This is a genomic window from Kaistia dalseonensis (genome assembly GCF_030814715.1).
Lineage (GTDB): Bacteria > Pseudomonadota > Alphaproteobacteria > Rhizobiales > Kaistiaceae > Kaistia > Kaistia dalseonensis.
In genome coordinates, this window is the sequence record NZ_JAUSVO010000005.1 from 251,081 (window position 1) to 271,880 (window position 20,800).

Sequence of the window (20,800 nt, forward strand, 5' to 3'; positions counted from 1 at the left end):
TATGCATGAAGAGGCCGTACCCCCTCCCTAGCCCTCCCCCCTTCGGGGAGAGGGAACGGGCCTGTGCCCGGTGGAGCGGCACGTGCCGCCTATTGAGCGCGCTCATGCCGCCTCCGCGACGCGGCCGGTATTGCCAGGAAACGGCACCATCGTTGGACGCTTTGCCGATGAAATCCGCCGGCCCGCCCTCTCTCCCCGAAGGGGGGAGAGCTGGAGAGGGGGCTCGTTGGGGCGAGAGAGGCTCGAACCGGGACAAGATATGCATGGAGAGGCCGTACCCCCTCCCTGGCCCTCCCCCCTTCGGGGAGAGGGGATGGGCCTGTGCCCGGCGGACCAGTGTCTGCCGCTTATTGAGCGCACTCATGCCGCCTCCGCGACGCGGCCGGCCATGAGCAGGCCGAGCGTCTCTTCCGTGGCCTCAGCCGCCGGGACCTCGGCGAGGATGCGGCCGTCGAACATCACGAGGATGCGGTCGGCGAGCGCCATGATTTCCGTCAGCTCGGCCGAGACCAGCAGCACGGCCCTGCCCTTGTCGCGCTCGGCGACGAGCTGACCGTGGATGAACTCGATCGCGCCGACATCGACGCCGCGCGTCGGCTGCTCGGCGATCAGCAGCGGCGCGGTATGGGAGAGTTCGCGCGCGACGACGATCTTCTGCAGATTGCCGCCGGACAGCGTCTTCACGGGCAGCTTCTCGCTGCCGATCTTGACGCCGAAGCGGGCGATCAGGTCGCGGGCATGGGCGGTGATCGCCTTGCCGTCGAGCAGGCCGCTGCGCGAGAGCGGCGCGTGGCGCTGGAAGCCCATGGCGAGATTATCGGCAGCACTCGCGGGCAAGGCCGTGCCGGTCGTCGCGCGGTCTTCCGGAATATAGGCGAGGCCGGCGTCGCGATGGCGCTCGACATCGAGCGCGGTGACGGGCTTGCCGCGCAGCGTGACCGTGCCGGAATCGGGAATCCGCAGGCCGGTCAACGCCTCGATCAGCTCGGTCTGGCCATTGCCGGCGACGCCCGCAATGCCGACGATCTCGCCGGCGCGCACATCGAGATCGACATGGTCGACGACCGGCTTGCCGCCGTCGGCGCCCACAGTCAAGCCGCGCGCCGCAAGCACGACGGCGCCCGGCTGCGACGGCCCCTTCTCGACCTTCAGATTGACGGCGCGGCCGGTCATGGCGCGGATGATCTCGCGTGCCGAGGTCTCCTTCGTCACCATGCGCTCGACGACGCGGCCGTCGCGCAACACGGTGACGCGGTCGGTGATCGCCATGACCTCGTGCAGCTTGTGGGTCACGAACAGGATGGTGCGGTCGTCGGCGGTCAAGTTGCGGATCACGTCGAACAGGCCGTCGCGCTCCTGCGGCGTCAGCACGGCCGTCGGCTCGTCGAGGATCAGCACGCGCGCGTCACGATAGAGCGCCTTCAGGATCTCGACGCGCTGGCGCACGCCGACCGAGAGCTTTCCGACGATCGCGTTCGGATCGACCAGCAGGCGGTAGCGCGCGGCGAGCGCCGCCACATCGGCCGCCGCCTTCTTCCGGTCGATCAGCCCGGCGCGGGTCGGCTCCATGCCGTAGACGACGTTTTCCCAGACGCTGAGCGAATTGAACAGCTTGAACGCCTGGTGAACCATGCCCATCCCCGCGCCGATGGCATCGAGCGCCGAGCGATAGTGCATCTCGGCTCCGCGCAGGATGATGCTGCCTTCGTCGGGCGGCTGCATGCCGTAGAGGATCGACATCAGCGTCGACTTGCCGGCGCCGTTTTCGCCCATCACGGCATGAACCTCGCCGCGCAGGACGGAGAGGTCGATATGATCATTGGCGACGAGCGGGCCGTAGCGCTTGACGATGCCGATGGCTTCGAGTTCGACCGTCGCCATGACGATGCAGCCGACGCTTACTTCGTCAGCTGCATCGGGTCCGCGACCTTGAGCTTGCCGGAGACGATATCGTCGCGCAGCGCCTTCACCTTGGTGATGACGTCAGGATATTTCGCGATCAGGCAGCCGGAGCTCTCGACGCCCGGCTCGATGCCGGTCAGCGTCATGCCGCCTTCCGCGAGGCCAAGGGCCGCGACCTGGGGCTGGTCGCCCTTGAAGATGCCGGCGACGCCCTTCTCGATCACGATGTCGGTGCGCTTCTCGACATTGTCCATCACGAGGCCGGGCGCCTGCGGGCACTGGTTGGTGTCGACGCCGAAGGCGGCGGCGCCGGGCAGGTCTTCCATGCCCTTGAAGATGCCGCCATTGGAGCCGGCGCCGGCCGCCATGACGCGGTCGACATTGTCGGAAACGAGCACGCTCGCGCGCTGCTGGCCGCGGGCGGGATCGGAGAAGGGATTATTGCCGCCGACCCAGACGCTCGGCGCGACCTCGACATCGGCCTTCACATGCTTGGCGCCCTCGCCGAAGGCGTCGGTGTAGCGGTGGATGAAGGGGATATCGAGCGCGCCGATGGCGCCGACCTTGCCGGTCTCGGTCGTCAGCCCGGCCTCGGCGCCGGCGAGGAAGCTCGCCTCATATTCGCGGAAAACCGAACAGAAGATGTTGGGATGCAGCGTCTTCGGGCACGAATCGACGACGAGGAACTTCACGTCCGGATAGGCGGCGGCGACTTCGGGCACGATGTCGTCGAACTGGAACGAGATCGCGATCACGACCTTGGCGCCTTCCTTGGCGGCGGCTTCCAGGTTCTGGCGGCCGGTGGTCGGGTCGGTGCTCTCATAGGTCTTGGCGGTGGCGCCGAGTTCGGCGGCGACCTTTTCCGTGCCCGCCTTGCCGAGCTTCAGGAAGTCGTTCACGCCGATCGGATTGGGCGAAACATAGACGATGAGCGGCTTGTCCTGCGCGTTCGCCACAGAAGCGGCCATCATGGACGCGCCAACCAAAAGACCCCGAAGCCGCATTCTCAATCTCCTGAATTCTGGACTGCCGGAACGATATCGGTTCGCCCCGGTGCCGACAACATCGATTGACCCTCATTCGATCATGCCTATTCTGCACGCAGGCGATATCCACGACCATCGTCGTCACAAACGCAATGTGCTGCTGAACGAAACGGCCCCGCAAGGCCGCGCAATGGAATGACTCATGTCGAAATACACGACCACCAAGGCTGAAACGACGCTGCCCGTGCGTGAAAGCCGCATCTTTCCGGTGCATGAGGGCAAGGGCATCATCGTGACGGGCGCGACCGGCGGCATCGGCAAGGCGATCGTCGAATTGCTGCTGGCGCAGGGCGCCAAGGTGGTGGTGGCCGATCTGAGGGAAGAGACCGTGGCCGCGACCGCCGCCTCGTTCGGCGGCGCGGAAAAGGGCTGCTTCGGCGTCGCGATCGACGTCGCATCCGAGGCCGCCGTCGCGGCCGGTGTCGCGAAGAGCGCAGAGTTGCTGGGCCGGATCGACGGCCTCGTCAATTGCGCGGCGATCGTGCTCCATTCCGACCCGCTCGCCATCCCCCGCGCCGACTGGCAGAAGCAGTTCGAGATCAACCTGTTCGGCGCCTATGACATGGCGCGGCTGGTGGCCCGCCACATGATCGACCACGACATCAAGGGCGCGATCGTCTCGATCGCGTCCGAGGCCGGCAAGAAGGGCCACAAGGAATCGCTCGCCTACAGCGCCTCCAAGGCCGCCGTCATCTCGATGACGCGTATGCTCTCCGAGACGCTGGCGCCCTATGACATCAACGTCAATTGCGTCTGCCCGGGCGGCGTCGCGACGCCGATGCTGCGCGAGGTCTCGGTCGCCTATTCGGGCTTCACGGCGGAGCCGGCGCCGGCGATCTTCGACAAGATGCTGTCGCAGCAGCTCGTGCGCCATCTCCAGCCGGTCGAGGTCGCGCGCGTCACCTCCTTCCTGCTCTCCGACGATGCGATGCTGATCCGCGGCCAGGCGGTCAATGCCGATGCCGGCGAAACACCCTATTGAGGCGCTGACCATGACATCGCCCCTGCCGCCGCAGACCTGGCCGCTCGACGTGGCCGGCTTCGCGGTCGAGCTGCCGATCGTGCCGATCAAGCCTGATTTCGCCATTTCGCTGATGATGGTGATCGATCTCGGCGTGCGCTTCGGCGAACATGTCGGTGCCGAACTGGCGAAGAAGCTCGCCCCACTCAAGCCCGATATCGTCGTCGGCGCAGCGACGCTCGGCATTCCGATCGCGATCGAGGTGACGCGCGCGCTCGGGCTCGACCGCTACGTCATCCTGCAGAAATCGCCCAAGATCCATTTGGCCGACGCGCGCGTGCAGACCATCACCTCGATCACGTCGAAGGGCGAGCAGCGCCTGCTGCTCGACCGCGCGGCCGAACCGCTGCTTACGGGCAAGCGCGTGGTTGTGGTCGACGATGTCGTGGCGTCGGGATCGAGCCTCGCCGGCTCGCTGGCGCTGGTGCGGGCATCAGGTGCCGAGGTGGTCGGCATCGGCGTGGTGCTGACGGAAGCGAATGAATGGCGCGACGTTCTCGGCGCCGATGCGGCGCTGGTGCATGATCTCGCCCATATCCCGCAATTCGTGCCCGCCGATGGCCGCTGGGAGCCGATCGCGTCAACGCTCTAGACAAGAAAAGCAGCCACGGGGAGAAGACCATGACCGATTTGAACCTGATCACCGACATTGCCGGCATTTCGATCGGGCATGCGACCGACCTGAAGCTCGGCTCGGGCGTCACCGTCGTGCGGTTCGATCGGCCGGCGGTTGCTTCCGGCGTCGCCCTTGGCGGTGCGCCGGGCGGGCGCGATACCGGCCTGCTCGCGCCTGAAATGACCGTCGAGACGGTCGACGCCTTCGTGCTCTCCGGCGGCTCGGCCTTCGGCCTCGATGCGGCCGGCGGGGCGCAGGCCTCGCTGCTCAAGGCGGGGCGCGGCTTCCCGCTCGGCGATGTGCTGATCCCGATCGTGCCGCAGGCGATCCTGATGGACCTGCTCAATGGCGGCGACAAGAACTGGGGTCCGCGCTCGCCCTATTGGGACATGGGCTTCGCGGCGGCCGAAGCGGCGCGGCCCGGCGCCTTCGCGCTCGGCACGGTCGGCGCCGGCACGGGCGCCACGACGGCGACGATCAAGGGCGGCCTCGGCTCGGCGAGTGCGACGACGCGCTCCGGCCACCGCGTCGGCGTCGTCATCGCGGTGAACGCGGTCGGCACCGCCACCATTGGCGACGGGCCGCATTTCTGGTCGTCGCCCTTCGAGCGCGACGGCGAATTTGGCGGGCGTGGCTGGCCGGCGACGTTCACCGCCAGCGATCTGGCGCTCAGGGCCAAGGGCGTGCAGACGACCGGCACGACGATTGGCGTGATCGCGACCGACGCCGTGCTGACCAAGACGGCCGCCCATCGCCTTGCGCTGATGGCGCATGACGGGCTCGCCCGCGCGCTGTTCCCGACGCACCTGCCGATGGATGGCGATACGGTGCTCGCCGCTGCGACCGGCGAGAAGCCGATCGAAAATCCGGATGATTGGGTGGAGATTTGCCATCTCGCGACCCAGGTCGCGGCGCGTGCGATCGCGCGTGGCGTCTATGAGGCGACCGCCCTGCCGGTCGCCAATGCCCAGCCCGCCTGGCGGGACCGGTTCGGCGGCTGACGCGGTTCTACGCCTTGTTCGCTGAATTGCCCGAGATCATGGTACGCACCCGATCGCCGAGATCGTCCATGTCGAAGGGCTTCCCGACGACATCCATGCCTTCGCCCAGCACGGGCATGCCCATGCCGGCGGAGGCGTAGCCGGTCGCGAACAAGATCTTGAGCGAAGGTCGAAGCTTGCGCGCTTCCTGGGCGAGCGCGTGGCCGTCCATGCCGGGAAGGCCGATATCGGTCAGAAGCAGGTGGATCGGATCCGAACTGGCAATGACCGGCAGCGCCGCCGCCGCGTCGCGTGCCTCGATCGTCGTGTAGCCGAGCTCGTTCAGATAATCGACGACAAGCATCCGCACCATCGGTTCGTCTTCGACGACCAGAATCGACTCATTGGCCGCACCTCCCATATCGGGCTCGTCCTTCAGGCAAACGGATTGGTTCAAAAGAGACGGCCGGGCGGCCGACGGCGATCAATCGGGGCTTTCACCCTTCTTAACGGAAGAAAATGCCGACGGCGAAATCCAGTTCCACGCATGGAAAGGTTTTTTGTCGATCAGGCAGACCGATGATCTGCCAACCATTTCGCCGCCAGGGCCGATGGCGTCAGGACGGGGGGAAGGCCCAGGAAGCGCGCCAACTCGACCGGGTCCGGCACTTCGACGCCGGCCTTGCGGGTGAGCTCGTCGCTAGTGAAGAAATCGAGCGTCGGCAGGTCGGCCGCGATGCGGCCTTGCGCCAAGGCGAGAACGCGGCTCGCCCGGCGGGCGACGAAATCCATGTCGTGACAGACGAGGATGACGCAGGTGCCGGCCTCGGCCTCTTCCGCGACGATCGCCTCCAGCCGCGCCATGGCATTGGCGTCGAGGCCGCGCTGCGGCTCGTCGAGCAGCAGCACGGGCGGCTTCATGGCGAGCACGGAGCCGAGCGCGACGAGACGGCGCGCCGCCGCATCGAGGTCGAGCGGATGGAGCTGCGCCGCATCGGCAAGCCCGATGCGGCCGAGCACCTCGGCAATGCGTGCCTCGAGCGCCGCGCCGGTCAGGCCCTGCTGGCGCGGGCCGAAGGCGATCTCATCATGCACCTTGGCATTGAAGATCTGCTGCTCCGGCGCCTGGAAGACCGTGCCGATATGATGCGCGAGGACGTGAACCGGCGTGTCGGCCGTGTTCAGCCCGTCGACGGTGACCGTGCCCGATGCGGGCTGGCGGAGGCCGTTCAGCAGGCGGAGCAGCGTGCTCTTGCCGGCGCCGTTGCGCCCGACAATGGCGAGGACTTCGCCACGCCGCACGGAAAAGGCGATGTCGCTCAGCACCGGATTGCCGCCCGGATAGGCGAAGTCGACGGATGCGACGTCAAGCACGGGCAGCCTCCCTGAAGGATTGCTCGGCCACGGCGAGCGTCAACGGCAGAGCGAGGCCCTCGGGCCAGCGGCCGGCTTCGCGAATTTCGAAGGCCGCCCGCGCCACGGCGGTCATGCCCAACGTCTCGATGCAGCGCGGATGGGCCAGGACCGTTTCGGGCGTACCGTCGACGACGATCCGGCCCTCGTCGAGCAGCATGAAGCGGCGGGCCAGGCCGAGCGACGGCCGGAGCGCGACTTCGAACACGATCACCGTCAGGCCGGCCGGCAGCGCATCGAGCTGCGCGATGAAATCATCGCGCGATTCCGGATCGAGATTGGAGGTCGGCTCGTCGAGGATCAGCACGCGCGGCTGCATGGCGAGCGCCGCGGCGATCGAGAGGCGCTGCTGTTCGCCGCCGGAGAGCGTGAACGGGTCGCGCTTGGCGAGGTGCTTCAAATTGCAGACGGCGAGCGCCTGCTCGACGCGGGCGCGCACCTCGCCCTCGGGCAGGGCCAGATTGCAGGGGCCGAAGGCGATTTCCTCATAGACGGTGAAGGCGCAGCCGGTAAGCTGCTGCGAGGGCACCTGACCCACGAACTGCACGGCGGCGGCGCGTTCGGCCGCCGACCATTGCGGCCAGGGCTTGCCATCCATCGAGACATGGCCCCGCTCGGCCACCAGCCCGCCATCGGGATAGAGGCCGGCCAGCCAGCGGGCGAGCGTCGTCTTGCCAGCGGCGTTCGGCGCGAGGATCGCGACACGCTCGCCCTGCTCGAAGGCGACGGACAAGCCATCGAGAACCGGCGCCTTGGCCTGCGGATAACGAAAGAAGAGATCTTCGACCTTGATCAGCGCCACAGCAGCGGAATTCCCAATTGAGCGATCGCGAGGACGATGAGGACGCGGCGGAGCCAGACCTGGAACCGGTCGTCCGGCGGCGCATCGATCACGGTGCGGTGCTTCTGCGCGCGGAAGGCACGGCTGTTCAGGATGGAGGCGCGATGGTCGAGATCCGACAGAGCGAGCGTGATCAGCGGGATCAGCAGCGCCGGCAGCGCCTTGAAGCGCGCCTTGAACGTGCTCGTCAGATCGAGGCCACGGGCGCGCTGCGCATCGCGGATCGCCTTGGCGCGCTCGGAGAACGGCTCGATCAGGAGCAGCGGGCTCGCGATCAGATAGCTGACGCCGGGCGAGACGCCGCGCTGGTCGAGCGATTTCAGGATGTCGCCGGGATGGGTCGTGGTGACGAAGATCAGCGAGGCCGTCAGCATGGCGCCGATGCGCGTCACGACCTGCGCCGCATATTCGAGGCCCGTCGGGCTATAGGTGAGCGGCCCGACCAAGGGTATGAAATCGGGCCGGCTCACGAGAAAGCCGTGCACCACCAGCAGCGCCACGAGCAGCGGCAGCATGGTGATGACGAGGCGCTTGGTCACGCGCGGGCCGACGCCCATGGCGAAGGAGAGCGCGACGCCTGCGACGATCAGGATGGTGGTCCCGATCGTCGGCAGGACCGCTGCGGCCGAGATCATCCAGAGCATGAAGATCAGCGACGTCAGCGGATTGGCACGGTGGAGCAGGCTGTCGCCCGGCAGAAACAGAAGGGCAGTCTGGCCGGATTGCGGCCCGCTCCTACTCGACATTCAGATCACGCCTTCGAATAGCTGAAGAAACCGAAGCTCGACGTCAGCCGGGTCGGCAGACGGCTCGCGACGACCCACGCTATGAGGGCGGCCAAGGCCTTGTCCAGAATGTTGATGCCGAGATTGGAGAATGCAACGGACTGGATCAGCGACGTGCCGACGGCGAGCAGGTAGGCCGCAGCAAAATCCGGGCCGCCGCCAGTGACGCCGCCGAACATGTAGACGATGATCGGCACGGCGATGATCGTGCTCGGAACGGCGATGATGGCGCCGGAAATGATCGACTGCCACCAGGACTTGAACCAGCCGGCGCGGGCGAGGAAGCCGGCGGCGATACCGATCACCAGCGCGACCGGCGCGAAGGCGGCGGCGACGGGATTGAGGATCAGGCCCCAGACGAGATTGGTGAGCAGACCGGCAATGCCGCCCGCCCACGGACCGGCGAGAATGCCGACCAGGATGGTGCCGACGGAATCGAGATAGAGCGGCAGCTTGACGAAATGGGCGATCTGGCCGCCCACAATGTTGATCACGATCGCCGCCGCGATCAGGATCAAGGTCCTGGTGTCGAATTTCATTGTCGTTCCCCGGTTTTGAAGTGCAGTAGCCCCGTGACCAGTCCCTCAGCCCGTGATCAGGCCTTGGGGCGGATCACCAGTTCGTCCCAGGTCGAGATCGGGCAATATTCCCGGCTGAAGACCATGTCGGTGAGTTCGACGAGGACGATTTCGCAGGTGGTGCGGGTGAGGCAGCCCGACAGCATGTGGCCGCCGAACATGTCGCCATTCTCATCCGAACAGGAGATGTGCACGTGGCAGCCGGTGGCCTCGACCGTGCCGATCATCGAGACGATCTCGAACAGGCCTTCGCGCAGGGCGCCGACCGGGCGCGCCGCATAGCGGATCATGGCGTGGGTCAGGCTGCCGACCACGGTGACGATGCCGGCCGCCTTGATGTCGTTGGCGGTGACGAAGGCCTGCAGCGTGTCGAGCACGTCCTCGCCCGGCTTCAGCCGCATGGCGTAGAAGCGGCCGCCGCTCACGATGGGCTCCGGCAGGCTGGCTGCGGGGGAGGTGTTTTCCGTCATTCGAATGATGTCCACGCAAAAGCCAATTCTGTATGCAGACTATCCTACTCGTGGATAAGCCGGGTCAAGACTTGGCGTTGAGGAAATAGCGGTCGGCCATGCACTCGCTTTAGGCATGAACGGCACGTCCATTCCGCGCTAAAGTGCGGAAGTTGCATACAAACATCCGAGTTCCGGCATGTCACGAACGACCGACGCTGTTTTGGCGCCAGGATTGGAATTTTCACGTCATCCCGCCATGACGGCCGGCACCGTGCACCGCGACCGCGTGACGCTGCACTATCGCGTCGCCGGCGCGGGCGAGCCGACCCTGATGCTGATCCATGGCTGGAGCTGCAACCAGACCTTCTGGGCGCCGCAGATCGCGGCCTTTGCCGGGCAATTCCGCGTCGTGACGCTCGATCTCGCCGGCCATGGCCGCTCCGCCGCCGCGACCGACCAGCGGCCCTGGTCGATGGCCGACTTGGCCGGCGACGTCGAAGCGGTCGCCGACGCGATCGGTGCCGAGAGCGTCATGCTGGTCGGGCATTCGATGGGCGGCGCCGTCGCCGTCGAGGCGGCGATCCGGATGGGCCCGCGCTGCCGCTTCATCCTCGGCGTCGACACCTTCGACGAGGCGGCTTTCTATGGCGCCCGGCCGCCCGACGAAATCGCCGCGCGGCGGCGCATCTTTGAGCATGATTTCGCCGGCACGATGCGCGGCATGGTGCGCAACATCACCGGTGAAACGGCTAATGCGGCCGTGATCGACGCGATCGGCGACGGCATGGCGTCATCCGAGCCCGCCGTGGCGCTCGCCGTGCTGGAACAATTGCTGGCCTGGGATATCGCGGCGCGCTGGCCGGCGCTGACGGTTCCCGTCGCAACGATCAATTCCGCCATGCTCGCGCGGCGGAACGAACTGCTCGCCCTCGACCGCCTCGAGATCGGCCTCATCGAAGGCGTCGGGCATTTTCCGATGCTGGAAGATCCGGACGCCTTCAACGCGCTCGCGCTGGAGATCCTGCGCCGCCAAGCTTAGCGCGGGAGCGCCTATGAGGCCTGTGTCAGCGTCGGCGGCAGTGAGGCGATGAAATCGGCCATGTCGTCGCCGAGCAGGTTCACATGCTCGCTCGCCGCCTTGAAGGCGGCCTCCGCATCGGCGCGCTCGATCGCGTCGAGGATGCGCTGATGCTCGCCGATCGTCGCGGCCATGCGCCCCGGCTGGTAGGTCACGTAGCGGCGATAGGCGGCGACGCGCTTTCGCAGCGCCCGGGTCTGGCTCGCGATGAAATGGGTGTGTGCGGCGTCATAGAGGAGTTCGTGGAACTCCGAATTGATCGCATAGAAGGCGTCTGGATCGCTCTTTGACAGCGCCTCGGTCAGGCGGGCATGGATCTCGCGAAAGGCGACCTTTTCGGCGACCGTGGCGCGCCGGGCGGCGAGCTTGGCGCAGAGCCCTTCCAGCGCCGCCATCATGTCGAACATTTCGAGCAGGATCGGGATCGAGATCGTCGCGACGGTGACGCCCTGCCGGCCCTTGACCTCGAGCAGGCCCGTCGCGATCAGCGCCTTGAGCGCCTCGCGGACCGGCGTGCGCGACACCTTGAATCGGGCGGCGAGTTCCGCCTCGTCGAGGCGCTCGCCCGGCTCCAGCGCGCCCGAGACGATCATCTCCTCGAGCGTGCCGCGAAGCTCTTCGGAAAGCGTCGCCGCGCGGCCACGCGGGCCGTCTTCTTCATTGATCGACACGGTCGACATCGTCCGCTGCCCCTGCGCCATTTTCTTCGGTCGCAATCCCTAGTTCCGGTAGCTCGGATCGATGCGGTCGAGCAACCGAATAAAAGCGGGCCACTCGCGCGAGCCGGCCGCGCGGATGTCGCCATGGTGATCGTTGAACTGGCTGGCGGCCTTGGTGGTGATCTCTTCCCTCGGAAAGGCGAGTTTCGCACCGCCGGCGCCCGCGCTCTGGGCCAGGATCTGCACGCGCGCCGCCTTCTCGAAATAATAGGCGAGGATGAAGGCCTCCTGGATCGTCCGCCCGGTGGTGAGCACGCCGTGATTGCGCAGGACCAGCGTATTGTGCGGCCCGATATCGTCGATCAGGCGCTGGCGCTCGTCGGTATCGATCGCGACACCCTCATAATCATGCACGCCCATATGGCCCTGATAGCGCATGGCGAACTGGCTGATCGGCAGCAGCCCCTCCTCCAGCGCCGAGATCGCGGTCGCGGCTTCCGAATGGGTGTGGAGCACGCAGAGCGCATCCTCGCGGCCGGAATGGATGGCGCTGTGGATGACGAAGCCGGCCTGGTTCACCTCATAGTCGGACGGCTCGACCTTGTTGCCGTCGAGGTCGATCTTGACGAAGCAGGAGGCGTCGATCTCGGAAAAGAGCAGGCCGTAAGGATTGATCAGGAAGTGATGATCGGGCCCGGGCAGGCGGACGGAGATGTGGTTGTAGATCAGGTCGTCCATGCCGAAATGCGCCACGAGGCGGAAGCAGGCGGCAAGCTGGATGCGCAGCGCCGCCTCGTTCTGCGGCGCGACTTCGAGCGCCGGATCGGCATTGGCCGGGAAGGACGACATATTCATCTCCACCATACGAGTTTGCGATCGATCGCGACGAGGACGCCATAGAGGACGAGGCTGCCCAGCGAGGCGACGAAGACGGCGGCCCAGACGGTGAGATAGTCCACCTGGGCCGTCGATTGATAGATGATCTGGCCGATCCCGGCATAGGCGCCCATCATCTCGGCCACGATCACCGCAATGGTGCTCCGCGCGAGGCCGACGCGCAGGCCGGTGACGATGGACGGCATGGCGGCGGGTAGCTGCAGCCGCCACAATATGCCGAGCCGCGAAGCGCCGAAGGAGCGCATCAGGTTGATCGCGTCGGCTTCGGGCCGCTTCAGCCCGGCGAGCGCGTTCAGGAGCACGACGAAGGAGACCGCGAGCGCGCCGATGGCGACCTTGGAGCCGATGCCGAGGCCGAACCAGATCAGCACCAGCGGCACGAAGGCGATCGAGGGCACGGAATTGATCACGATGACGAGCGGGATCAGCGCGACTTCGAGCGGTGGCGCCAGGATCATCAGGACCGCCGCGGCAAGGCCGATCAGCGTGCCGACGAAAAAGCCGAGCACGGCCTCGACGCTGGTGATCCAGAGCCCGCTGCCGAGCAGGCCGGCCTTCTCGATCGCGGTCGCCACGATCGCGCCGGGGCGCGGCAGGATATAGGTCGGCACGTCGAACAGCATCGCGCCGAGCTGCCAGAGCAGCAGCAGGCCGATCAGCGCGGCGGCGACGGGAAGCGCGGAGCGGAGAAAGCTCAATCGGGACGCCACCAGACGAACCTCCTCTCGATCAGGGCCAGGAAGCCGTAGAGAACCGTGCCGAGCGCGCCGCAGGCGACGATCAGCACCCAGACGCGCGGAATCTGCTCGAAATAGAGCGATTGCAGCAGCATCACGCCGAGCCCGACCGTATCGCCGAACCATTCGCCGACGATCGCGCCGGCAAGGCTCAACGAAATACCGAGCTTGAGACCGATCATGATCGAGGGCAGCGCGGTCGGCAGAGCGAGCTTCAGGAAGAGCTGCAGCCCCGAGGCGCCGAAGCTCTTCATCAATGCGATGCGCTGCGGATCGGTCGTCTCCAGCCCGCGCAGCGTGTTCACCGCCACGGGAAAGAAGGCGAGATAGAGCGCGATCACGACCTTCGCCATGATGGTATTGCCGAACCAGATCACGACGATCGCGCCGAAGGCGATGACCGGCACGGTCTGCAGCGCCACGAAGATCGGGAAGAAGGCGCGTTCGAGGAAGCGCAGATAGGCGAAGCCGACGCCGAAGGCGATGCCGAGGATCGCGCCGGCGAGAAAGCCGAGCACCGTCTCGAGCAGCGTGCGCCAGAGGCCGGCCGCGAGATCGCGCCAGACCGACATTCCATCGGCGAAGACGACCGAAATCGGCGGCAGGAAGCGCGGCTCGATCTTGAAGAGCGGCACCGCGATCCACCATGCGAGCGCCACGATCACGATGGCCGCGAAGGGATTGGCGAGGACACGTCGCAGCGCGTTCGGGCTTCCGCTCATGCGGCCCCCGCGGCGGCGAAGGTCTTCATGCTCTCTTCCTCGACGATGGCGAGGAGCTTGCGCTTGATCGCCATGAATTCCTGCGTGGTGACGACCGAGGCGTCGCGCGGGCGCGGCAGCGTGATCGTCTCCTCGCATTTGATCGTGCCCGGCCGCGCCGTCATGACGACGACCTTGTCGCCGAGGAAGATCGCCTCGTCGATGTCATGGGTGATGAAGAGCACAGTGCGCTTGTGCTTCGCCCAGATATCGAGCAGCCAGCGCTGCATCATGCTGCGCGTCAGCGCATCGAGCGCGCCAAAGGGCTCGTCGAGCAGGATCAGGTCGCGCTCGAACAGGAAGGTGCGCATCAGCGCGACGCGCTGGCGCATGCCGCCGGAAAGCTGCTGCGGATAGTGCTTCTCGAAGCCCTTGAGCCCGAATTCCGGAAAGAGCGCCTCGGCCTTCTGCCGCGCGGCCTTCTTCGACATGCCCTCGACTTCGAGCGCGAGCGTCGCATTGTCGAGCACGGTGCGCCAGGGAAAGAGCAGGTCGCGCTGCGGCATGAAGGCGATCTTGCCGAGCAGCGCGCCATCCTGCTGCGGCTGGCCCTTGAAGACGACCGAACCGTCGGGATCGGGCGGCAGCAGGCCGGCAATCATGTTGAACAGGGTGGACTTGCCGCAACCGGACGGGCCGATCAGCGTCACGAATTCGCCGGGCTGGATCGCGAGATCGACATTGCGCACGGCAACCGTCTGCCGCTCGCCCTCGCCGAAACGCTTCCAGACATTGACGAGCTGGAGGTGGGCGGGGCCGGAGGCGCCCTCTGCTCTCTTGTCCAGCACTGCATTCTCCTTGTTCGCGTCACGGTCGCGCCGGGCGCGGCAATGACGGTCAGTGTGCCGTGGCCGGCGAATGGATCCCGCCATCCCCGCTGGCGCGGGGATGGCGGAATGTGAGGCGGAACGTGTGGGGCAGCGCCCCGCTCACATCTTCTTGTCTTCGGCCGGAACCTTGGCGAAGAATGTCGTGTCGAACGCGGCGGCGAGGTCGACCGGGGCCTTCATCGCCTTGAATTCGACGAGGCTGTCCTGCACGGCGGCGATCGACTTCATGTCGATGGCGCCGAGGCCTTCCGTGGTGCCGAGCTTGGCGACCATCAGCTTCTCGATCTCGTCGAGCATCAGCTCCTGGTGCTTGCGCTCGAGGCCGGAGCCGGCGGCGAGCACGATATCGACCGCTTCGGCCTTGTGCTCGAAGGCGTATTTCCAGCCCTTCAGCGTGGCATCGAGGAAGGCCTGAACCTGCTCGGGCTTCTCCTTGATCATCTTCTCGGAGGTGACGATCGAATCCTGCTGCGTCGTCACGCCGGAATCATCGGGCAGGAACAGCTTGATATCGGTGATGCCCTGCTCCTTCAGCGTGTTCAGCTCGTTATAGAGCGTGACCGTCGCGACATCGTACTGCTTGTCGATGAAGGGCTGCATCGAGAAGGGCTGCGAGACGACCTGCAGGTCGGACTGCGCGAGGCCTTCATGGGCGAGGACGGAAAAGAGCGTGTATTGCGGGCCGGTGAACCAGGTCGCGACCTTCTTGCCCTTGAAATCCTTGACGGAATTGATGCCCGATTCCGTATAGGCGACATAGGCGAAGGGCGTCATCTGCTGCGACATGCCGATGCAGACGAGCGGCAGGCCCTTCTCGCGGGCATAGAGCACGCCTTCCGTACCGCTGGCGATGCCGAACGTGTCGGCGCCGGAGGCGACGAGCGTCTCGACATTGATGTTGGGGCCGCCCGGATTGACGGTGACATCGAGGCCGCCGGCCTCATAGAAGCCCTTGGCCTTGGCGACATAGATGCCGGCGAACTGCGCCTGCGGCAGCCATTTCAGGCGGACGGAAACCGGCTCGGCGGCGCCGGCCGGCTGGGTGGCGCCCCAAAGGGTCAGCGCCGCGACGAGTGCCGCGCCGGCACCACGCATCAGACTCTTCCTCATTCCCGACACTCCTGTTGATGTATGCAGAAGAGCATCAGCAATATACATGCCAGCCTTCACACGGCACCGGGATCAAGGGGAGTCGTCGCCATTTTGCCGAGGACCGGATGCAAAGCCGACAAAACGAGCGCGTCGCGCTCAGAATATGAGCACGGAATATCCAAAACGTCGTTTATTGTATAATTGTGTTTGGCGACGCAGGCGTTGCCGCGTATCTCGACGAGGATCCGATATGGCTGACGACGAGCTCTGGAGCGCCCCCTTCACGACGCTCTCGCCTCAGATCCAGAGCGGCGCGCTGTCGCCGATCGATCTGACGGAGCTCATGATGGAGCGGATCGCGCGCCATGATGCCGGTCTCCACTCCTATATCACGGTCGCCTCCGACCATGCGCGGGAGCGGGCCCGCAAGGCCGATGCCGAAATCCGTGCCGGTCGCTATCGCGGGCCCCTGCACGGCATTCCGATGGCGGTGAAGGACGTGTTCTACACGACCGAGATCAAGACCGGCCTCGGCTCCTCGATCTATGACGACTGGCAGGCGCCTTATGAATCGACGGCGACGCAGCGGCTGAACGATGCCGGTGCGGTCATGCTCGGCAAGCTCACCGCGACCGAGGGCGTCTATGCCCAGCACCATCCGACCATCACCGAGCCGATCAACCCCTTCGGCGCTGCGCACTGGACCGGCAATTCCTCGAGCGGATCGGGCGTCGCCGTCACGTCGGGGCTCGCCTATGCCACGCTCGGCTCCGATACGGGCGGCTCGATCCGCCTGCCCTCCTCCTGCTGCGGCCTGGTCGGGATCAAGCCGACCTGGGGCCGCGTCAGCCGGCACGGCGTGATGGCGCTCGCGGAATCGCTCGATCATGTCGGGCCGATGGCGCGCTCGGCGAGGGACGCCGCCGTACTGCTCGGGCTGATCGCCGGCGCCGATCCGGCAGACCCCACCGCCTCGCCGCTGCCGGTGCCGGACTATCTCGACGGCATTGAGGACGGCATCGTCGGCCTCACCATCGGCATCGACTGGGCATTCCTGCGTGCGCGGGCGAATGACGAGGTGCTCGCCTCGATCGAGGGCGTCGTGAAGACCCTGGAAGGGCTCGGCGCACGTTTCGTCGCCGTCGAATTCCCCAATCCCGATGCGATCCTCTATGGCTGGCACACGCAATGCGCCGTCGAGGCGGCGATCGCGCACCGCGACACATTCCCGTCGCGCCGGGCCGAATATGGCCCGCGCCTCGCGGCCCTGCTCGATCGCGGCGCCGAAATCACCGGCCTCGAACTGGGCGATGCGCTCAAGTCGCGGCGCGCCTTCAACGGCGGCGTCGCGCTGATGTTCGCGGAGATCGACCTCTTCCTCGTTCCCGCCCTGCCCGTCGCCGGACCGACGCTCGAATACATGGCTTCGCTCGGACCCGATCCCGATGGTATCCTCGCCGTCGGCCCCTTCAATGCGCCGTTCGACGTCTGCGGCTATCCGACCATCACCACGCCATGCGGCGCGACCAGCAAGGGCATCCCCATGGCCCTGCAGCTGGTCGGCAAGCCCTTCGCCGAAGCCCTGCTCTGCCGCGCCGCCCATGCCTATCAAAGCGCGACCTCCTGGCACAACCGCCGGCCGACGCTCTGATTTCAAAGGAGAATGCCATGACCGAGGTCATCGCCAAGACGATCGATACGGCCAAGACAGCTGATACTGCCAGGACAATCGATATGGCCGAGATGCCGGTGCAGCTTCCCGCCCATCCGGCCGGGTCCGCCGAGGCGCGGGCGCGCTTCTTCAATTCCGGCAATGCCTTCAACGTCAAGCTGCCGCCAGTTCCGGCGGCGGGCTTCACCGACGAGATCGCGGCCGCCTTCGGCGCCACAATGACCGGGTTCTTCCCTTGCGACCAGTCCGCCGCGATCGGCGCGCCCTTCACGGCAACGACGCCTCTGATGCTCGCGCGCTATGCATCGATTGCGCCGAACGACCGGCTTACGGCGGATTTCGTCGCGACCGGTGCGATCTGGTACGTGATCAAGGGCGCGGGCGCGGCGACGATCGGCGCCGAAGCCTTCGCATGGGGCGCGGGCGACGTCTTCCTCGCGCCGGGCGGCACTCCGACCATCCTCACCGCCGGCGCCGAGGGTGCGGTGCTCTGGGTCGTCACCAACGAGCCGCAGCTCGCCTTCGACAGCCTGCGTCCGGCTGATAGCGACCACGCGCCGGTCAAGGCCGTGCACTATCCGGCGGCCGAAATCGCCACGCAGTTGCAGAAGGTCGTGCAGGCCTCCCAGAACGCCACCACATCGGGCATCGCGCTGATCTTCTCCTCCGAGGAGCAGGAGAAGAGCCGCAACATCCTGCCGACGCTGACGCTCTCATTGAACACCGTTCCGGCCGGCGAGCAGCAGCGCGCGCACCGGCATAATTCGGCGGCGATCACCCTGATCCTCAAGGGCGAGCATTGCTATTCGATGGTGGGCGGGAAGCGCTGCGACTGGTCGCCCTTCGCCACGCTGGTGACGCCGGCGACCGATCCGCATTCGCACCATAATGACAGCGACGAGCGCGCCATGTTCCTGATCGTGCAGGATGGCGGGCTCTATTATCACGCCCGCACCATGGGTTTCACGTTCCTGGAGTGACGCCGGCGCGTAAGTCCGCTTCGATCGTTGCCACCATGCAAAACGTCGTCATCCCCGCGAAAGCGGGGACCCATTCAGCCACCAGCGGACATCGGCTGAATGGATCCCGGGTCAAGCCCGGGATGACGGCGTTCTGGTTGGCACCATCCATCCGATAGCCCACATCGAGTTCCCTCCATGACCACCCGCCTGATCATCGACACCGACACCGCCGGCGACGACTGCTTTTCCCTGCTGCTCGGCCTGCTTCACCCGAAGGCGAAGCTCGAGGCCGTGACGATCTGCAATGGCAATGTCGATTTCGACCAGCAGGTCGAGAATGCGCTGCACACGATCGAAGTGACCGGGCGCGGCGGCGAGGTTCCGGTCTATCTCGGCAGCGCGCGGCCGCTGATGGGGCGCTGGCAGGCGGCGAGCTTCCACGGCTCGAACGGCATGAGCGAGCGGCAGTTCGAGCCGGCGAAGCAGCGGCCGGAGTCGAAACACGCGATCGACGCTATCATCGATCTCGTCATGGCAAATCCCGGCGAGATCTCGATCATCGCGCAGGCGCCGCTGACCAATATCGCGCTCGCCTTCCTGAAGGAGCCGAAGATCGCCAAGGCGCTCAAGCATCTCTGGATCATGGGCGGCACCGACCACGCCTTCGGCAACATCACGCCGATGGCCGAGTTCAACTTCTTCGTCGATCCCGAAGCGGCCAAGATCGTGCTCGGCGCCGGCTTCAACATCACGCTCTCGACCTGGACGCTGACGCTGAAATCCGGCTCGTTCGACGCGGCGACCGTGGACGCGATCGAAAAGCTCGATACGCCGCTCTCGCGCTTCTACATGCAGGTGACGGAGACGCCGCGCCGCGTCGCGTTCGAGCGCTATGGCGAGACGATCTCGACCCATCCGGATTCGCTCACTTGCGCCATGGCGATCGATGAAAGCCTGATTCTCGAAAGCGCCGCTGTGGTGGTCGATGTCGAGGTCGGCGGCGATCTCTCGCGCGGCCATTCGAGCGTCTATCCCGCCCGCCTCGTCGAGCGCTGGCCCGATCGCGACGCCAATGCGCGCATCGTGCGCACCGCCGACACCAAGGGTTTCGCCAATATGATGATGTCGGTGCTCGCATGAAGCGTCAGATCCATTTCGGCCTCTTCATCATGGGCACCGGTAGCCATATTGCCGGCTGGCGCTATCCCGGCGCCTTCGACAGCTTCCAGAATTTCGACCAGATCAAGGAGATCGGCGCCGCCGCCGAGCGCGGCAAGTTCGACCTGATCTTCATGGGCGACAATCTCTATGCCGATCCGGCCGCGCACCCCTCCTATACGCTGCGCCTCGAACCGCTGACGATGCTGGCGGCGCTCTCGCAATCGACCAGCCATATCGGCCTCGGCGCGACGGCCTCGACGACCTATGGCGACCCGTTCTCGACGGCGCGCGCCTTCGCCTCGCTCGACCATATCTCCAAGGGCCGCGCGGCCTGGAACGCAGTCACGACCGCGAATGCCGTCACGGCGGCGAATTTCGGCCGCGACCATCCCGACCACAGCCAGCGCTATGCGATCGCCGAGGAATTCGTCGGCGTGGTGCGCGGGCTCTGGGATTGCTGGGACGATGACGCGCTGGTCGCGAACCGCGAGACCGGGCTCTATATCGATCCCGCCAAGGTGCGCCCGCTGAACCATGAGGGCGCGTTCTTCCAGGTCAAGGGCCCGGTCAATATCGGCCGTTCGCCACAGGGCCAGCCGGTCATCCTGCAGGCCGGCGGCTCCGCGCCCGGCCAACGCCTGGCGGCACGCACGGCCGACGTGATCTTCTCCGTGGTGCAGGATTTCGACGAGGCGGCGAAGCAATATGCCGGCTTCAAGGCCCAGCTCGCCCAGTTCGGCCGCCGGCCCGAGGACGTGACGGTGCTGCCCGGCTTCATGCCCGTCGTCGGCCGCACGGAGCGCGAGGCGTTCGACAAGCTCGCGACATTGCAGGGCTTCGTCTCGACGACCAATGCGCTCACCATGCTCTCGGAACGCTTCGGCACCGATATGAGCGCCTATGATCTCGACGGCCCGGTGCCGGACATCCAGTTTCCCGACACCTACCACTCCTTCACCAGCGTGATGATCGCCAAGGCGCGCCGCGAAAACCTCACCTTGCGCGACATCTATAATCTGACGGCGGCGGCGCGTGGCCATTGGGTGCTGTGCGGTTCGGCCGAGATGATCGCCGATACGCTGCAATACTGGTTCGAGAACGGCGCCGCCGACGGCTTCAACGTCATGCCGCCCTATTTCCCGGACGGCTTCAACGATTTCGTCGACCTCGTCGTGCCGATCCTGCAGGAGCGCGGCCTGTTCCGCACCGAATACGAAGGCACGACGCTGCGCGACCATCTCGGCCTCACGCGGCCGGCGGTCGGGGAGTGGGCGGGATGAGCACGAGCCGCTCTTGGCGTGCGCCTTCCTTAACCCG

General features: G+C 66.2%; 22 protein-coding genes. 8 read left to right on the forward strand and 14 right to left on the reverse strand.

Translation table 11 applies throughout. From position 1 onward, the window contains the following. Positions 1-360 precede the first annotated feature (360 nt). Both QO014_RS18340 and QO014_RS18345 read right to left on the reverse strand, forming a co-directional pair. Entirely contained in the window at positions 361-1,881 is a 1,521-nt protein-coding gene (locus QO014_RS18340) for an ABC transporter ATP-binding protein (RefSeq protein ID WP_266350188.1), read from the reverse strand. A gap of 17 nt (positions 1,882-1,898) precedes the next feature. Beyond that, entirely contained in the window at positions 1,899-2,873 is a 975-nt protein-coding gene (locus QO014_RS18345) for a BMP family ABC transporter substrate-binding protein (protein ID WP_266350189.1), read from the reverse strand. Positions 2,874-3,090: 217 nt separating this feature from the next. On the opposite strand from QO014_RS18345, the gene QO014_RS18350 reads away from it, so the two are divergent. From QO014_RS18350 to QO014_RS18360, 3 genes are read left to right on the forward strand one after another with little or no spacing between them, the layout of a single operon-like run. Beyond that, the gene (locus QO014_RS18350) at positions 3,091-3,930 is read left to right on the forward strand and encodes an SDR family NAD(P)-dependent oxidoreductase (protein WP_266350190.1); all 840 of its coding nucleotides are present in this window, start codon (positions 3,091-3,093) and stop codon (positions 3,928-3,930) included. 10 nt (positions 3,931-3,940) lie between these two features. Further along, positions 3,941-4,561 (forward strand): phosphoribosyltransferase family protein, encoded by a 621-nt coding sequence (locus QO014_RS18355; RefSeq protein WP_266350191.1) that lies wholly within the window; start codon positions 3,941-3,943, stop codon positions 4,559-4,561. 29 nt (positions 4,562-4,590) lie between these two features. Then, complete coding sequence (locus QO014_RS18360) at positions 4,591-5,586, forward strand: P1 family peptidase (RefSeq protein ID WP_266350192.1); 996 nt, start codon at positions 4,591-4,593, stop codon at positions 5,584-5,586. Positions 5,587-5,593: 7 nt separating this feature from the next. Here QO014_RS18360 and QO014_RS18365 read toward each other — a convergent pair whose 3' ends face one another. The 6 genes from QO014_RS18365 to QO014_RS18390 form a co-directional block, all read right to left on the reverse strand. Continuing rightward, entirely contained in the window at positions 5,594-5,986 is a 393-nt protein-coding gene (locus QO014_RS18365; RefSeq protein ID WP_266350407.1) for a response regulator, read from the reverse strand. Positions 5,987-6,132: 146 nt separating this feature from the next. After that, positions 6,133-6,939: an energy-coupling factor ABC transporter ATP-binding protein gene (locus tag QO014_RS18370; RefSeq protein WP_266350193.1), complete on the reverse strand. Its 807-nt coding sequence runs from the start codon at positions 6,937-6,939 to the stop codon at positions 6,133-6,135. Then, positions 6,932-7,780 carry an energy-coupling factor ABC transporter ATP-binding protein gene (locus tag QO014_RS18375; RefSeq protein ID WP_266350194.1) on the reverse strand — a complete coding sequence of 283 codons (849 nt, stop codon included), beginning with the start codon at positions 7,778-7,780 and terminating at the stop codon, positions 6,932-6,934. The genes QO014_RS18370 and QO014_RS18375 overlap by 8 nt, the downstream gene beginning before the upstream one ends. Beyond that, entirely contained in the window at positions 7,771-8,565 is a 795-nt protein-coding gene (locus QO014_RS18380; RefSeq protein WP_266350195.1) for an energy-coupling factor transporter transmembrane component T family protein, read from the reverse strand. Before QO014_RS18380 ends, QO014_RS18375 begins: the two co-directional genes overlap by 10 nt. Before the next feature lie 5 nt (positions 8,566-8,570). Next, entirely contained in the window at positions 8,571-9,143 is a 573-nt protein-coding gene (locus QO014_RS18385) for an ECF transporter S component (RefSeq protein WP_266350196.1), read from the reverse strand. A gap of 56 nt (positions 9,144-9,199) precedes the next feature. Continuing rightward, positions 9,200-9,652 carry a PPC domain-containing DNA-binding protein gene (locus QO014_RS18390; RefSeq protein WP_266350197.1) on the reverse strand — a complete coding sequence of 151 codons (453 nt, stop codon included), beginning with the start codon at positions 9,650-9,652 and terminating at the stop codon, positions 9,200-9,202. A 214-nt stretch (positions 9,653-9,866) separates the two neighbouring features. Between QO014_RS18390 and QO014_RS18395 the strand changes: the two genes are divergently transcribed. Continuing rightward, complete coding sequence (locus tag QO014_RS18395; RefSeq protein WP_266350198.1) at positions 9,867-10,673, forward strand: alpha/beta fold hydrolase; 807 nt, start codon at positions 9,867-9,869, stop codon at positions 10,671-10,673. A gap of 11 nt (positions 10,674-10,684) precedes the next feature. Here QO014_RS18395 and QO014_RS18400 read toward each other — a convergent pair whose 3' ends face one another. The 6 genes from QO014_RS18400 to QO014_RS18425 form a co-directional block, all read right to left on the reverse strand. Then, positions 10,685-11,428, reverse strand: coding sequence for a GntR family transcriptional regulator (locus QO014_RS18400; protein ID WP_266350199.1), 744 nt, complete (start codon positions 11,426-11,428; stop codon positions 10,685-10,687). 3 nt (positions 11,429-11,431) lie between these two features. After that, the gene (locus QO014_RS18405) at positions 11,432-12,220 is read right to left on the reverse strand and encodes a class II aldolase/adducin family protein (protein WP_266350200.1); all 789 of its coding nucleotides are present in this window, start codon (positions 12,218-12,220) and stop codon (positions 11,432-11,434) included. 2 nt (positions 12,221-12,222) lie between these two features. After that, positions 12,223-12,978 (reverse strand): ABC transporter permease, encoded by a 756-nt coding sequence (locus QO014_RS18410; RefSeq protein ID WP_266350201.1) that lies wholly within the window; start codon positions 12,976-12,978, stop codon positions 12,223-12,225. Next, a complete protein-coding gene (locus tag QO014_RS18415; RefSeq protein ID WP_266350202.1) occupies positions 12,963-13,727 on the reverse strand; it encodes an ABC transporter permease in 765 nt (254 codons plus the stop codon). The genes QO014_RS18410 and QO014_RS18415 overlap by 16 nt, the downstream gene beginning before the upstream one ends. After that, complete coding sequence (locus QO014_RS18420; protein ID WP_266350203.1) at positions 13,724-14,554, reverse strand: ABC transporter ATP-binding protein; 831 nt, start codon at positions 14,552-14,554, stop codon at positions 13,724-13,726. Before QO014_RS18420 ends, QO014_RS18415 begins: the two co-directional genes overlap by 4 nt. Before the next feature lie 141 nt (positions 14,555-14,695). Next, complete coding sequence (locus QO014_RS18425) at positions 14,696-15,706, reverse strand: ABC transporter substrate-binding protein (protein WP_266350204.1); 1,011 nt, start codon at positions 15,704-15,706, stop codon at positions 14,696-14,698. Between the two features lie 232 nt (positions 15,707-15,938). Between QO014_RS18425 and QO014_RS18430 the strand changes: the two genes are divergently transcribed. The 4 genes from QO014_RS18430 (at position 15,939) to QO014_RS18445 (ending at position 20,763) form a co-directional block, all read left to right on the forward strand. Continuing rightward, entirely contained in the window at positions 15,939-17,339 is a 1,401-nt protein-coding gene (locus tag QO014_RS18430) for an amidase (protein ID WP_266350205.1), read from the forward strand. A gap of 17 nt (positions 17,340-17,356) precedes the next feature. Further along, a complete protein-coding gene (locus QO014_RS18435; RefSeq protein ID WP_266350206.1) occupies positions 17,357-18,340 on the forward strand; it encodes a cupin domain-containing protein in 984 nt (327 codons plus the stop codon). 177 nt (positions 18,341-18,517) lie between these two features. Then, complete coding sequence (locus QO014_RS18440) at positions 18,518-19,462, forward strand: nucleoside hydrolase (protein ID WP_266350207.1); 945 nt, start codon at positions 18,518-18,520, stop codon at positions 19,460-19,462. Further along, positions 19,459-20,763: an LLM class flavin-dependent oxidoreductase gene (locus QO014_RS18445; RefSeq protein ID WP_266350208.1), complete on the forward strand. Its 1,305-nt coding sequence runs from the start codon at positions 19,459-19,461 to the stop codon at positions 20,761-20,763. Before QO014_RS18440 ends, QO014_RS18445 begins: the two co-directional genes overlap by 4 nt. Positions 20,764-20,800 lie beyond the last annotated feature (37 nt).